This window comes from Nocardia sp. CA-151230, assembly GCF_050942175.1.
Lineage (GTDB): Bacteria > Actinomycetota > Actinomycetes > Mycobacteriales > Mycobacteriaceae > Nocardia.
Map to the genome: position 1 here is coordinate 5,170,449 of NZ_CP192061.1, position 12,745 is coordinate 5,183,193.

A 12,745-nucleotide genomic window follows, 5' to 3' on the forward strand; every position below is an offset into this window, starting at 1 on the left:
CCTGGTTGTTTTTGAGGGTGAGGGGGCTGGTATAGGACTTTTTTGATGAGATGGTGACGCATGTTTAGATGCGCATATTTCAGTATCAATATGCAATAACCTCCGATCCACCGACTCCCTGCCGGTTCAGCCTTCCTTTCCAGCCGAAGGAGACTCCTGGTCCGTGCTCAGACCCCTCGTACAGGACCCCGCCCTACCCCAACGTCCCAGCGCAGGACCATAATCGACGCACTCCCCCACTACGAGAACGGACGATCTCATGAGTGGAAAATCCTTGACCACCACGCTGCGGGAGCGACTGCCGTTCCTGCGCTGGTCGGTGATTCGATTCGCTTTGGGCGGGCCGACTTTCATGCGGACCGGGCAGGTGGGCGATGGCCGTGAGGCCGCGGCCCGGGATTACGTACTCACACATTCCATCGCGGACGATCCGGACAGCGTGCTCGCGGCCTACGACGGCTTCGCCCGCACGCAGAGCATGCTGGTGAACGTCGGGGACGAGAAGGGGCTGATCCTCGACGCCGCCGTGCGGCGGGCTGCGCCGAAACTGGCGCTCGAGCTGGGCGGTTACTGCGGGTACAGCGCGGTCCGGATCGGGCGGGCCCTCTCCCCCGGTGCGCGCCTGGTCTCGGTGGAGCTCAATCCCGACAATGCCGAGATCGCCCGGACCCTGCTCGCGCATGCCGGACTCGCGGATCGGGTGAGCGTGGTGGTGGGCAGGATCGGCGACGGCGGGAAGACGGTGGAGCGGCTCGCGAGCGAGCACGGATTCGGTTCCGGCGCGCTCGATTTCATCTTCATCGACCACGACAAGAGCGCGTACCTGCCCGATCTGAAGATCATTCTGGCGGCCGGCTGGCTGCATCCGGGCAGCATCGCGGTCGCCGACAATGTACGCATCCCGGGTGCCCCGGAATACCGTCGCTACCTGTACGAGGCCGAGGGCGCGAGCTGGCGGACCGTCGAGCACGACACCCACGTCGAATACCAGTCGCTGCTCAAAGATCTTGTCCTGGAATCGGAGTACCTGGGCTGATCACTTCTATCCTGGGGTCATGGGTTACCGGCTGCTGGCCGATGCGACCGCGATCGTGCATTTCCTGTTCGTGGCCTACGTGGTGGTGGGCGGTTACATCGCCTGGCGCTGGCCGCGCACCATCTGGCTGCACCTGCTCGCCTTCGGCTGGGGTTTCAGCACGGTGCTGTTCACCATCGAGTGCCCGCTGACGAATCTGGAGAACTGGGCCCGGCATCGGGCCGGCGAGGCGGGCCTGCCGTCGAGCGGGTTCATCGACTACTACATCACCGGCGTGCTCTATCCGCGCAGCGCCCTCGAGGAGGTGCGGGTGCTGGTGGTGATCTGTGTCGTCGTGTCGTGGGTGGGTCTGTATCTGCTGTCGCGGCGCCGGGCCGCTACGCAGCGGTCCTGATCGCGCGAATCGGTGTGGTCAGGGCGGCCGTCAGTGCGAGTGCCGTCGCGATCAGCAGGGCCGGTAGCGATTTCGCCGCATCGGGCGGGGACCAGCTCGCGGCCTCGATGGCCGGTTGCAGTGCGGTGGTGGGCAGGTAGGGCTGCACCGATGGCACGGCCGACACCAGCAGGCAGCCAACGTAGAGCACGGCGGTGACACCGGCGGCGATACCCGCCGAGCCGAACCGCGCCGCCAGGGCCGCGGCGAACACCGCGAACGACACCACCGCGAAGGCTTGTACCGCAAGCGAACCCACGGCCGGACCCAGCGGGTAGGACCCGAACAGCGCCCAGCACTCGTACAGCGCGACCGCGGCCCCGATCGAGGCAGCCACGGCGATCACGGCTGCGGCGACCAGGATCCGGGGCAGATACAGCCTCACCGGCGAGACCTCGCGGCTGAAGTAGTAGATCCCGATCGGATCGGTACTGCGGAGGGCGCATGCCTGCGCGGCCAGGATCATGGCCACCGCCGCGACCAGCAGGCCGGTGTTCTTCACATACTGCTGCAACCCGTCTCGCCAGTCGGGCACGCGCAGCAGCTGGATCTCCGAGGAGTGCCCGATCAGGTCCGGCAGGTACTTCGCGCCGAGCAACGAGACGAATCCGAAGAGGACGAATGCGGCCACCAGGGCGACCAGTCGCCGTGTGCGCAGCCACCGGTACCACTCGACCCGGAATACGGTGCGGTTCATGGCTTCTCCCCGATGGCAGCGAAGAACGCGTCGGTCAAGGTCGGTCGAGTGATGCGGATGTCGTCGAGCAGGCCGCTGTGCGCCGACGCATCCGCCAGGGCCGGGCCCCACTGCGGCTGCTCGGCCTCGATGACCCGGCCGTCGGTCATGGCGATCCGCAAGGTCGGCGATGCGGTGTGCTCATCCAGGAATTCCTCTGTCTCTCCGGCGAAGACTGCCCGCCCGCGGTGCAGGACAAGCAGCCGGTGGGCGAGATCCTCGACATCGGCGAGCAGGTGGCTCGAGAACACGACCGTCATCCGACTGCCCAGGTCCCGGATCAGACCCAATACGGCGGCGCGGCCTTCGGGATCCAGTGCGCTGGTGGGTTCGTCGAGAATGAGCACCTCGGGCTCGCGGACCAGCGCCGCGGCAATTCCCAAGCGCTGCAACATGCCGCGGGAGAACCCTCCGGCGCGTCGGTGGGCGTGCCGTTCCAGGTCGACGGCCGCGAGCGCGGCGTCGGCGGACCATGTGCCCGTACGGCGGGCCGATCCGATGGCCATGGATTGTTCGAGGACCTCCCGCGCGGACAGCCAGGGCTCGAAACCCGGTGTGTCCGGGCAGTATCCGAGGGCATCCAGCCCGATCGGCACCCGCACGGTGCCACCGGTCACCGGTTGCAGGCCCAGCACGGTGCGGATCAGGGTCGTCTTGCCCGCGCCGTTGAGTCCGATCAGCCCGACCACCCCGGGACCGTCCACGGTCCAGCTCACGGTGTCCAGGGCGAGGAAGTCGCCGAAGCGCACCGACACATCGCTGACCTCGAGGTGGGGCTCAGCCACGGATCGTGTCACCGTCCCGGCCGACGATCAGGTAGATGATCCCGCCGAGCGGAATGCTGATCAGGCAGATGATCGCCCACGCCCATTTCGGCAGGTACTTCACCCGTGTGCGGGACAGGTCGTACCAGCAGAACCCGACGAAGCCGAGCCCCACCACGATCAGGGGCACCAGTGCGGCTACCGGAATGTTGGACACCGCGATTCCTCTCCTCGACGCGACCGCGTTATTGCTACCAGATATGCGAACATTATCAATACCGATAGCAATGGTGCTAGTGTCGAGACCGTGGAATCCGTCGAACTCCTGCTGCACCCGGTTCGGCTGCGGATCGTGCAGGCATTCCTCGGCGACCGGACCCTCACCACGAGCGAGCTCAATGCCGAACTCGGCGACGTTCCTCCCGGCAGCCTCTACCGGCATGTCGCCAAGCTGGTCACCGCCGGCGTCCTCGACATCGTCACCGAGCGCCGTGTACGCGGCACCGTCGAGCGCACCTACCGGTTACGCCTGAGTGCCGCCCAGATCACCCCCGACCAGCTCGACGCCATGAGTCCCGAGGAGCACCGCCGCGCCTTCATGGGCTTCATAGCCGGGCTCATGGCCGACTTCGACCGGTACGTCGACGGCGGCGATATCGATTACCTGCGAGACGGAGTCGGCTACCGCATGGCGGGTCTCTGGCTCGATGATGCCGAATTCGCCGACTTCGTCGCCGATCTGGGCCGCGTGCTGGCCCGGCGCCTGGCCAATGTCCCCGCGCCGGGCCGGAAGCGACGCATCCTGCGCACCGTCCTGGTCCCCGACTCCCCCACCCCCGGAGGCGAAACCGCTTCGGGCCCGGCATAATCGCGCTGGCCGTCACAGCGAACGAAGGGGAATCAATGGGTGGCACATCGATCGGATCGATCTTGCGCGAGCGAGTGGTGTATCCGGTGCGCACGGCCGTCAGTACCGTGCGCGGACTCGGAAACTTCACGCGCACCGGTCAATTCGGCGATGGCCGCGAGGCCGCCGTGCGTGACCATGTCCTCGCGAACGCCGAGCAGGGCGATCCGGAGAGCGTGCTGGCGGCCATCGACAAATTCGCCCGCACCCGCAGCAACCTGGTGAACGTCGGTGACGAGAAGGGCCTGCTGCTGGATGCCGCTGTGCGCAAGGCGAATCCGACGCTGCTGCTGGAGCTGGGCACCTATGTCGGCTACAGCGCGGTCCGCACCGCCCGCACCATGCCGGAGGGCGCGCGCCTCATCTCCGTGGAGTTCAGCGCGGCCAATGCCGAGGTGGCCCGCGCCATCATCGCCCACGCCGGGCTGGCGGAGCGGGTGACCGTGGTGGTCGGCACCATCGGCGACGGCGGCGAGACCATCCGGCGGCTCACCGAGGAGCACGGAATCACCGAGGGCGCACTCGATTTCGTCTTCGTGGACCATGACAAGTCCGCGTACCTGGCCGACCTGAAGCACATTCTCGCGGCGGGCTGGCTGCACCCGGGCACCATTGTCGTCGCCGACAATATGCGCGTCCCGGGCGCGCCGGACTACCTGCAGTACATGCGTGAGGCCGAGGGCAAGACCTGGCGCACCGTCGAGCACGACACCCACATCGAGTACCAGTCCCTGCTCAAGGATCGGGTACTCGAGTCGGAATATCTGGGCTGAGACGGCTGGAACACCTGGGCCGAGGCTGCTGCTCGGCCCAGGCACGGATCAGCGACGCCGCAGCGTCACGGGCAGATCGTCCTTCGGCAGCGGCGTCGCGCTCATGTCGAGCGGCATGACGTAGTCCTGCGGCACCTCCCATTCGAAGGTGCGCAGCAGCTGGTGCACGATCGTCTTGATCTCGAGGCCCGCGAAATGCTGTCCGAGGCACTTGTGCGCGCCCGCCCCGAACGGGGCCCACGCCACCCGGTGCCGCTTGTGCTCGGCGCGTTCGTCGGAGAAACGCTCGGGATCGAATTCCTCGGGGTGCGACCACATATCGGGGCGGCGGTGGTTGACGCTGATCGGGACGACGACGAAGGATCCCTTCGGCACGAAGTAGCCGCACACCTCGGTGTCCTCCTGCACCGCGCGCGGGAAGATCTGCACCGGGGTGCACAGCCGGGTGGTTTCCTTGATGATCCAGTCGAGTTCGGTCAGCTCGGCGAGCTCGTCGTATCCCAGTTCGAAGGGCATCTCCAGTGAGCGCGCTCGCGCGCGCTTCTGCCATTCCGGGTATTTCGCCATGTTGTAGACGACCCCCGACAGCGTGGTCGTGGTGGTGTCGTGGGCGGCGGCGAGCAGGAAGATCATATGGTTCACGATGTCCTGGTCGGTGAACCGATCACCGTCGTCGCCCGCGGCCTGGCACAGCATGGAAAGCAGGTCGGTGCCGGGGTTTTCGCGGGCCGCGACAATGCGGTCGGCGAGGAATGCCGCCATGGTCCTGCGGGCGCGCATGCCCCGCCACCAGCGGTTGCCGGGAATGGCCACGCGCACCATCGCGCCGCCGGCCTGCAGGATGTCCATGGTGGCGCCGCAGATGCGCTCGGCCTCGTCGCGCGGCAGGCGCGCGCCCATGAAGACCTCCAGCACGATGTCCAGGGTGAGCCGCTGCAGGTGCTGGTGCATGAGCACCGGATTGCCGTCGGCCACACTGCCTTCCGGCAGTCTGCTCAGGTGGCGGTCGGCGATCTCGTGCATATCCTTCAGATACGACGTGAGGGCGCCGCGACCGAAGGCCTGCTGCATGATCGAGCGGTGGCTGCGGTGCTCGTCGAAATCCAGCCGGACCAGACCCCGGTCGAAGAACGGTCCCTGCAGCGGCGCCCACGCCGGACCGTTGGCGAACACCCGGTCCTTGTTCATCAGGATGCGCTGCGCCGCCTCGGGGCCGCCGGCGATGATCCACTTGTCGCCGAACATGTTCAGGACATAGAGCGGGCCGTAGGCCGCCTCATCCTCGAAGGCGGCCCCGGTGGGGTCGCGCCGCTGCCGCTGCAGCTGGGCGATCCAGTGCGTCGCGGGCCCGCTGATCTGCTTCAGATCACTGCCCTCGGGCGGAGCGGCGACGAATTGTGTTCTGGGCATTGAGAACCCCCTCCTGCTACGAAGACGCAACGGAGGAAGCTACCCGCACGGATGCGGAGTACTCAACTCGAGTGCCCCGGAACCGCGGCAGCCAGCGCGCGGGTGATCAAATCGCCTATCGCGGGGAGGTTTTCGGGCAGATCCAGATAGAAATGGCCACCCGGGAAGGTGGCGAGGTCGAATCCGGCGGCGGTGTAGTCGCGCCATTCCCCCGCCTGCGCGGGCGAGGTGGTCGGATCGGCGGAGCTGACCAGCGCGGTGATCGGCGCGCGCAGCGGCGCACCCGGCTCGTGCCGGTAGGTCTCCACGGCGCGGTAGTCACTGCGGACGGCCGGGAGCACCAACTCGGCCAGACCGGGCTCGTCGCGCAGGATCCGCACCGACGCCGGATCGTTCGACAGCCTTTCCAGATCGGCGATGAGGCCCTCGTCCGGTCCGGCGTGCAGGCTTCCGGTCTCGGCGAAAGCCGGTGCGGGACGGCCGGAGACGAACAGGTGGGTCAGCTCGCGCCCGCCCGCCTCGACCCGGCGGGCGGCCTCGTAGGCGACGGTCGCGCCCATGCTGTGCCCGAAGATGGCCAGGCGCGTGTCCCGCGGCCAGGCCAGCAGGTCGGCGGCGGCCCGGTCGGCCAGTTCGGTGAGCTCGGGCACCGGCGCATCGCCGAGGCGGTCCTGGCGGCCGGGATACTGCACGCCGAACACCGCGGTACCCGAGCCGACGCGCTGGGCCAGCGCCCGGTAGGCGGTGACCGAGCCGCCACCGGGCGGGAAGCAGACCAGCACAGTTGCGGGGCCGGGAGCGGATTTCAGTTCGCGCAGCCAGGCGGTTCCGGTGAGTCGTTGGGCTGTCATCCGATCGAGTATGCCGTGAGATGTGCCACCGTGGTCGGACCCGGTGCCGGCGATACAGTCGGATCGTGGCTACTTACGATGCGCTGGTCCGTGAGTACGAGGCCGGAATCGGCACCCCGGGCGCACCGCTGCCCGCGCTCGATCCGGGTGCGAATCTGGCTGCGACACTGCCGGTCTGGGCGCTGGCGGGCGGTGCGGTGGCGGCCTTCGCCGCAGCGGCGGATCGCTGGCGGGCCACCTGTGACGTGGCACCGCTGGGCGGTACGGCCGACCCGGCCCGGGTCGCCGCGGCCTTCTCGAGTGAGCGCCTGTTCCGGCTCCACGGAGAACCGCCGGACATCTTCGCAGAGTTGTCGGGATTCTTCAGAGCTGCGGACGCGTGGGTGCGCACACACGCCAACTATCCGCATCATCGCGCCCGGTTGCTGGCCGCCGTGGAGTTGCCCGGCACGGCCACCCGCGAGGATTTCACCCGGCGCGCAGCGACACTGACGGCGGCTGACATCGAACAGCGGGCCGGCGAGCACGGTGCGATCGCGGTGCGGGTCCGCCCCGAGCGGGAGTGGGCCGACAGCCCGCAGGGCAAGGCCGCCGCCTCCGGTCCGCTCGTGGCCGTGGAGGAGCGCGGCGATCGGGGTGGATTCGAGTGCCGTACTGCCGCAACACAACTGCTCCCGCTGCGCGGTATCCGGGTTCTCGATCTCACCCGGGTGATCGCCGGACCGGTGGCGACGCGGGCATTGGCACTGCTCGGAGCCGATGTGCTGCGGATCGACCCGCCCGGGTTGCCGGAGATCGGCTGGCAGTACCTGGACACCTGTCAGGGGAAGCGCTCCACTGTAGTCGATTTGCGTACCGAACTTCCTGTTTTTCGCGAATTGATCAGCAATGCAGACATAATCATCTCGGGTTACCGACCGGGCAGCCTGGAACGCCTCGGAGTGCGACCCGGGGAAATTCGTCCGGGAATTGTGCACGGCCGAGTTTCGGCCTGGGGCGAACTCGGCCCGTGGGGTGATCGACGCGGATTCGACAGCATCGTGCAGGCTGCGTCAGGAATTTCGCTCATCGAAGGCACACAGAATAATTCGCGTGGCGAATCATTCGTGGGCGCCCTCCCCGCCCAGGCGCTCGATCACGCCAGCGGATACCTGCTCGCCGCGGGCGTGCTCGACGCGCTGCGCAAGCGCCGTGGCGACGGCCTCGGCCGCGATGTCCGGGTCGCCCTGGCCCGCACGGCATCCTGGCTGATCACCGCGCCGGGCCGGACGCCCGCCCACGAACCTGCCGCGGCGCCGGATGCCCGGTACGCACGCACCCACGACGCGGTGACCACCGCCGGACCCGCACTGACCGAATATCCGGACCATCCGTGGCCCGCTCCGGCCCACGGTTCGAGTGCTCCCGAGTGGAAAGCCCGACCGGACGGTTCGTAGCGCGCGCGAATGTATACAACGCGCTGCACGCACACCCGCAAGTGCATCGGCCAATTACGCGAATTGGCTTGCAATACAGCGCTTTCAACACGCCGAACTTATCCCACGTACGGCGTTAATATTTGAGACCCTGAAACCGACATCAAAATTGTCGACCCGTATGTCGACATGCGGATGGAGGACGTCATCGTGGACACACCTACTCCCTTGCTCACCGCCGCCAGCGACGCCGGCGCCATCTCGGTGGGTAGACGGGAATGGGCCGGATTGGCGGTGCTGGCACTGGCCTGCCTGGTGTACTCGATGGATCTCACCGTCCTGCACCTGGCGGTCCCCCAGATCAGCGAGATACTCCGCCCGACGAGCTCCCAATTGCTCTGGATCATCGATGTTTACGGATTCATGGTCGCCGGGTTGCTGCTCACCATGGGCACCATCGGCGACCGCATCGGCAGACGGCGACTGCTGATGGTCGGGGCGGCCGCCTTCGCCACGATCTCGGTGATCGCGGCCTTCGCGCCCTCGGCGCCGGTGCTGATCGGCTGCCGGGCCCTGCTCGGCGTCGCCGGGGCCACCCTGGCGCCGTCCACACTCTCGTTGATATTCACCATGTTTCGCGATCCGGGCCAGCGCTCCATCGCGGTCGGGGTCTGGGTGGGCTCCTACTCGGTGGGCGGCTCCATCGGGCCGCTGGCGGGCGGCATCATGCTCGAGCACTTCTGGTGGGGCTCGGTGTTCCTGCTCGCGGTGCCCGTCATGGTGTTGCTGATCGTTCTCGCGCCCCGCGTGCTCCCCGAGTTCCGCGATCCCGACGCCGGACGCCTGGATCTGGTCAGTGCCGGATTGTGCACGACGGCAGTGCTCTTGGTGGTCTTCGGCATGAAGAAGGCCGCTCAGGACGGCCCGGGCGCGGCCGCGGTCTCGGCGCTGGCGGCCGGCCTCGTGATCGGCGCGCTCTTCGTCCGGCGGCAGCTCAATACCAGCGAACCCATGCTGGATCTGCGACTGTTCCGGCTGGGCAGCTTCCGCACGGCGCTCACCATCAATATGGTCGCGATCTTCGTGGCCTTCGGGTACGCCCTGTTCGTGGGGCAGTATTTCCAACTGGTGCTGGGCATGTCGCCGCTGCGGGCGGGTCTGGCCACCATCCCGGCCGGCCTCGGCTTCATGATCGGCTCGCAGCTGGGCCCGCGCATCATGAAGGTGATGCGGCCCGCCTACATGATCGGCGGGGGCATGGCCATGGCGGCGTGCGGACTGCTGCTGCTCACCCGGATCACCGCGACCGGCGGCGTGGAGCTCACCATCGCGGCATCGCTGCTGGTGTCCTTCGGGCTGGCACCGGTTTTCGGCATCACCACCGAGCTGATCGTGGGAACCGCGCCCCCGGAGCAGGCGGGGGCGGCCTCCGGACTCTCGGAGACCGGGGCCGAATTCGGTGGGGCGCTGGGAATCTCCATTCTCGGCAGCATCAGCATCGCGATCTACCGCAATCAGCTCGACACCACTCTGCCCTACGGGGTGCAGGAGCCCGACGCCCGCGCCGCGCGCGACACGCTGGGCGCGGCGCTCGAAGTCGCCCGGACCATGCCCGGGAAGGTGGGCAGCGCCACGGCAGAGGCGGCCAAGCAGGCCTTCCTGACCGGCATGCACCTGACCGCCGCCATCGCGGCCGGCGCGGCGCTGCTGCTGGCCGTCATCGCCATGACCCGGCTGCGGCATGTGCCGCCTGGCTGAATCAACCCGGCCGGCCCGACGGTGAGTTCATCTGCCCCGGATGGCTTCGATGGCGGTCACCAGCGAATCACCGTCCAGCAGCTGGGCACCCGGCGCGATCAACTTCTGGATGGCGAGGCCCTGGAACAGCAGGAACAGCAGCTGCCCGACCGCCGTGGCCTGCTCGTCGGTCAGTTCCGGGTGCGCCGCGTGGACGGCCGCGGCGATCTCCCGATGCGCGACCGCGCTGGCCTCGGCCATGTAGACCTGCTGCGCGGGATCGCGCGCGATCTGGATGCCGTTCTCGGTGCTCAGCAACAGGCCGTCGCGATTGCGCTGCACCACATCGACGAAGCCGTTCCAGATCGCGGTCACCGACTCCCACAGCGTGCGACCCTCCCCCGCGTCCCGGATGGCGGCCTCCATGTCGTCACCGATCTGGGTGCCGACGCCCATTGTGATGGCCTCGGTGACCAACTGGTCCTTGGAACCGAAGTGATAGCCGATGGCGGCCAGGCTCACCCCAGCGGCAGTGGCGATGTCCCGGGCGGTCACCTTGGCCAGGCCGCGTTCCAGGACGGCCTTGCGGGCACCTGCCAGGAGGTCTTCTCGATTTCCCATAGGACCACCCTACCAACGTCTTAGACAAACGTTCCAGACGGGCGTTTCACAAGCTGACAGGACCGGCGCATCCTCCCCGTGAGGCCGCCGGCACCGATACAGCTACCCTCGAACGCGTGCGCCAGAAGATCCTGATGGACAACGACACCGGCATCGACGACTCCCTGGGCCTGCTCTACCTCCTGGCCTCCCCCGAGGCCGAGATCGTCGGAATCGCCTCCACCGCGGGCAATGTGCCCGCGCCACAGGTGGCCGCCAACAATCTCGCGCTCCTCGAGCTGGTGCGGGCCCCGGAGCTCGAGGTCGCGCAGGGTGCGCTGACACCCCTGGCAGTCCCGCTACGCACCACCGAGGACACCCACGGGCCCCAGGGCATCGGCTACGCCGAGCTGCCGCCGTCCACCCGGACCCTCTCCGACCGATCCGCGGCCCAGCTGTGGGTCGACCTGGTGCGCGAGCATCCGGGCGAGATCGTCGGGCTGTGCACCGGACCGCTCACCAATCTCGCGCTGGCGCTGCGGATGGAACCCCAACTGCCGCAGCTGCTCCGGCGCCTGGTGATCATGGGCGGCGCGTTCAACCATCCGGGCAACACCACCCCGACCAACGAGTGGAACGTGCACGTCGATCCGGAAGCGGCCAAGGAGGTGTTCGACGCCTTCTCCGCCGCGCCCGCCGACCGCCGGCCCATCGTGTGCGCGCTCGACATCACCGAGACCATCGAGATGAAGCCCAAACATCTGGCGCTGCTGGCCGAACGGGCCGGGAGCACACCGGTGGAACACGTCAGCGAGAACGATCCGCCGGAGGCGCGCTCGGCGGCCGGCAATCCGCTGGTGCGGTACCTGACCGATGCGATCCGTTTCTACTTCGACTTCCACAAGCTCTACGACCAGGGGTATCTGGCGCACATGCACGATCCGTTCGCGGCGGCCGTGGCACTGGACCCGAGCCTGGCCGTCACCAAACCGGCGACCGTCGATGTGGAGCTGACCGGAACGATCACCCGCGCCACCACGGTCGCCGACTGGGCGGGCATGTGGGGGCGGGAACCCAACGCCGACATCGTGATCGGGACCGATCCGGAGCTGTTCTTCGACCGGCTCGTCGACCGCGTCGGGGATTACGCGCGAACCGTGTTCGCGGAAGGAGATTCGAGCCGGTGACCGACGAGCAGGACCTCGACTACGTCACCGATTTCCATACGCGGCTGGGGCTGCCCGGGATCATCGACGTCCACACGCATTTCATGCCCGAACAGGTGCTGCGCAAGGTGTGGGGGTACTTCGATTCGGCCGGGCCGCTGCTCGGCCACCGCGCGTGGCCGATCACCTATCGCGCCGAGGAGCAGGTGCGGCTGAAGACGCTGCGCGGCTTCGGCGTTCGCGGCTTCACCTCGATGGTCTACCCGCACAAGCCCGAGATGGCGGCCTGGCTCAACGAGTGGTCCGCCGATTTCGCCGCGCGCACACCGGACTGCCTGCACACGTCGACCTTCTATCCGGAGCCGGGCGCGGCCGAGTATGTGCGTGCCGCGATCGAGTCGGGGACGCGAATCTTCAAGCTGCACATCCAGGTCGGGAACTATCACCCGGCGGATCCGCTGTTGGACGAGGTGTGGGGCCTGGTCCAGGAGGCGGGCATCCCGGTGGTCACGCACTGCGGATCCGGGCCTGCCGCAGGGCAATTCACCGGACCCGAGCCGATCGCCCAACTGCTGCGGCGGTTCCCGCGACTACGCCTGATCATCGCGCACATGGGGGCGCCCGAATACAGCGAGTTCCTCGACATCGCCGCGGACAACCCCGGGGTTCTGTTCGACACCACCATGAACTTCACCGACTTCTTCGAGGCCGGTGACCCCTTCCCCGCCGCCGAGCTGGCGCGCCTGCAAGACTTCGGCGATCGCATCCTGTTCGGCAGCGACTTCCCGAACATTCCCTATTCGTACGGCCATGCGCTGTTCGCTCTGGAACGGCTCGGTCTCGGTGACGACTGGCTACGAGCGGTCTGTTACCGCAATGCGGCGGACCTCTTCGGCATCGGATAGCTCACCGGATGC

General features: G+C 67.7%; 14 protein-coding genes. 8 read left to right on the top strand and 6 right to left on the bottom strand.

The features are described from left to right. Positions 1–259: 259 nt before the first annotated feature. Positions 260–1,036: an O-methyltransferase gene (locus ACQP1O_RS24625; RefSeq protein ID WP_433560840.1), complete on the top strand. Its 777-nt coding sequence runs from the start codon at positions 260–262 to the stop codon at positions 1,034–1,036. 19 nt (positions 1,037–1,055) lie between these two features. Then, complete coding sequence (locus tag ACQP1O_RS24630) at positions 1,056–1,430, top strand: DUF2784 domain-containing protein (RefSeq protein WP_433560841.1); 375 nt, start codon at positions 1,056–1,058, stop codon at positions 1,428–1,430. Here ACQP1O_RS24630 and ACQP1O_RS24635 read toward each other — a convergent pair. The 3 genes from ACQP1O_RS24635 to ACQP1O_RS24645 are packed head-to-tail and all read right to left on the bottom strand — an operon-like array spanning position 1,414 to position 3,186. Next, positions 1,414–2,166: a hypothetical protein gene (locus ACQP1O_RS24635; RefSeq protein ID WP_433560842.1), complete on the bottom strand. Its 753-nt coding sequence runs from the start codon at positions 2,164–2,166 to the stop codon at positions 1,414–1,416. The genes ACQP1O_RS24630 and ACQP1O_RS24635 overlap by 17 nt on opposite strands. Then, entirely contained in the window at positions 2,163–2,990 is an 828-nt protein-coding gene (locus ACQP1O_RS24640) for an ABC transporter ATP-binding protein (protein ID WP_433560843.1), read from the bottom strand. Before ACQP1O_RS24640 ends, ACQP1O_RS24635 begins: the two co-directional genes overlap by 4 nt. Next, positions 2,983–3,186, bottom strand: a complete 204-nt coding sequence (locus tag ACQP1O_RS24645) for a PLDc N-terminal domain-containing protein (RefSeq protein ID WP_433560844.1) — start codon at positions 3,184–3,186, stop codon at positions 2,983–2,985. Before ACQP1O_RS24645 ends, ACQP1O_RS24640 begins: the two co-directional genes overlap by 8 nt. A 90-nt stretch (positions 3,187–3,276) precedes the next feature. Between ACQP1O_RS24645 and ACQP1O_RS24650 the strand changes: the two genes are divergently transcribed. Together ACQP1O_RS24650 and ACQP1O_RS24655 are read left to right on the top strand one after the other, a co-directional pair. Further along, complete coding sequence (locus tag ACQP1O_RS24650; protein ID WP_433560845.1) at positions 3,277–3,837, top strand: helix-turn-helix domain-containing protein; 561 nt, start codon at positions 3,277–3,279, stop codon at positions 3,835–3,837. 35 nt (positions 3,838–3,872) lie between these two features. Continuing rightward, on the top strand, positions 3,873–4,649 hold the full coding sequence (locus ACQP1O_RS24655) for an O-methyltransferase (protein ID WP_433560846.1): 777 nt from the start codon (positions 3,873–3,875) through the stop codon (positions 4,647–4,649). A 48-nt stretch (positions 4,650–4,697) separates the two neighbouring features. Here ACQP1O_RS24655 and ACQP1O_RS24660 read toward each other — a convergent pair whose 3' ends face one another. Then, the gene (locus tag ACQP1O_RS24660) at positions 4,698–6,059 is read right to left on the bottom strand and encodes a cytochrome P450 (protein ID WP_433560847.1); all 1,362 of its coding nucleotides are present in this window, start codon (positions 6,057–6,059) and stop codon (positions 4,698–4,700) included. 62 nt (positions 6,060–6,121) lie between these two features. Continuing rightward, entirely contained in the window at positions 6,122–6,910 is a 789-nt protein-coding gene (locus tag ACQP1O_RS24665; protein ID WP_433560848.1) for a thioesterase II family protein, read from the bottom strand. Between the two features lie 65 nt (positions 6,911–6,975). On the opposite strand from ACQP1O_RS24665, the gene ACQP1O_RS24670 reads away from it, so the two are divergent. Then, positions 6,976–8,346, top strand: coding sequence for a CoA transferase (locus ACQP1O_RS24670; protein ID WP_433560849.1), 1,371 nt, complete (start codon positions 6,976–6,978; stop codon positions 8,344–8,346). Positions 8,347–8,514: 168 nt separating this feature from the next. Further along, on the top strand, positions 8,515–10,083 hold the full coding sequence (locus ACQP1O_RS24675; protein ID WP_433560850.1) for an MFS transporter: 1,569 nt from the start codon (positions 8,515–8,517) through the stop codon (positions 10,081–10,083). 27 nt (positions 10,084–10,110) lie between these two features. Here the strand turns inward: ACQP1O_RS24675 and ACQP1O_RS24680 are convergent, their stop codons facing one another. Continuing rightward, on the bottom strand, positions 10,111–10,683 hold the full coding sequence (locus ACQP1O_RS24680) for a TetR/AcrR family transcriptional regulator (RefSeq protein ID WP_433560851.1): 573 nt from the start codon (positions 10,681–10,683) through the stop codon (positions 10,111–10,113). A 134-nt stretch (positions 10,684–10,817) separates the two neighbouring features. On the opposite strand from ACQP1O_RS24680, the gene ACQP1O_RS24685 reads away from it, so the two are divergent. Together ACQP1O_RS24685 and ACQP1O_RS24690 are read left to right on the top strand one after the other, a co-directional pair. Further along, positions 10,818–11,849, top strand: a complete 1,032-nt coding sequence (locus ACQP1O_RS24685; protein WP_433567774.1) for a nucleoside hydrolase — start codon at positions 10,818–10,820, stop codon at positions 11,847–11,849. Continuing rightward, a complete protein-coding gene (locus ACQP1O_RS24690; protein WP_433560852.1) occupies positions 11,846–12,733 on the top strand; it encodes an amidohydrolase family protein in 888 nt (295 codons plus the stop codon). The genes ACQP1O_RS24685 and ACQP1O_RS24690 overlap by 4 nt, the downstream gene beginning before the upstream one ends. Positions 12,734–12,745: the final 12 nt, after the last annotated feature.

What these genes read in the sequence shown, in the direction of transcription:
- ACQP1O_RS24625 (WP_433560840.1), top strand. Translation starts at nt 260, where the DNA reads ATGAGTGGAAAATCCTTGACCACCACGCTGCGGGAGCGACTGCCGTTC.
- ACQP1O_RS24630 (WP_433560841.1), top strand. Translation starts at nt 1,056, where the DNA reads ATGGGTTACCGGCTGCTGGCCGATGCGACCGCGATCGTGCATTTCCTG.
- ACQP1O_RS24635 (WP_433560842.1), bottom strand. Translation starts at nt 2,166, where the DNA reads ATGAACCGCACCGTATTCCGGGTCGAGTGGTACCGGTGGCTGCGCACA.
- ACQP1O_RS24655 (WP_433560846.1), top strand. Translation starts at nt 3,873, where the DNA reads ATGGGTGGCACATCGATCGGATCGATCTTGCGCGAGCGAGTGGTGTAT.
- ACQP1O_RS24660 (WP_433560847.1), bottom strand. Translation starts at nt 6,059, where the DNA reads ATGCCCAGAACACAATTCGTCGCCGCTCCGCCCGAGGGCAGTGATCTG.
- ACQP1O_RS24665 (WP_433560848.1), bottom strand. Translation starts at nt 6,910, where the DNA reads ATGACAGCCCAACGACTCACCGGAACCGCCTGGCTGCGCGAACTGAAA.
- ACQP1O_RS24675 (WP_433560850.1), top strand. Translation starts at nt 8,515, where the DNA reads ATGCGGATGGAGGACGTCATCGTGGACACACCTACTCCCTTGCTCACC.
- ACQP1O_RS24680 (WP_433560851.1), bottom strand. Translation starts at nt 10,683, where the DNA reads ATGGGAAATCGAGAAGACCTCCTGGCAGGTGCCCGCAAGGCCGTCCTG.
- ACQP1O_RS24685 (WP_433567774.1), top strand. Translation starts at nt 10,818, where the DNA reads ATGGACAACGACACCGGCATCGACGACTCCCTGGGCCTGCTCTACCTC.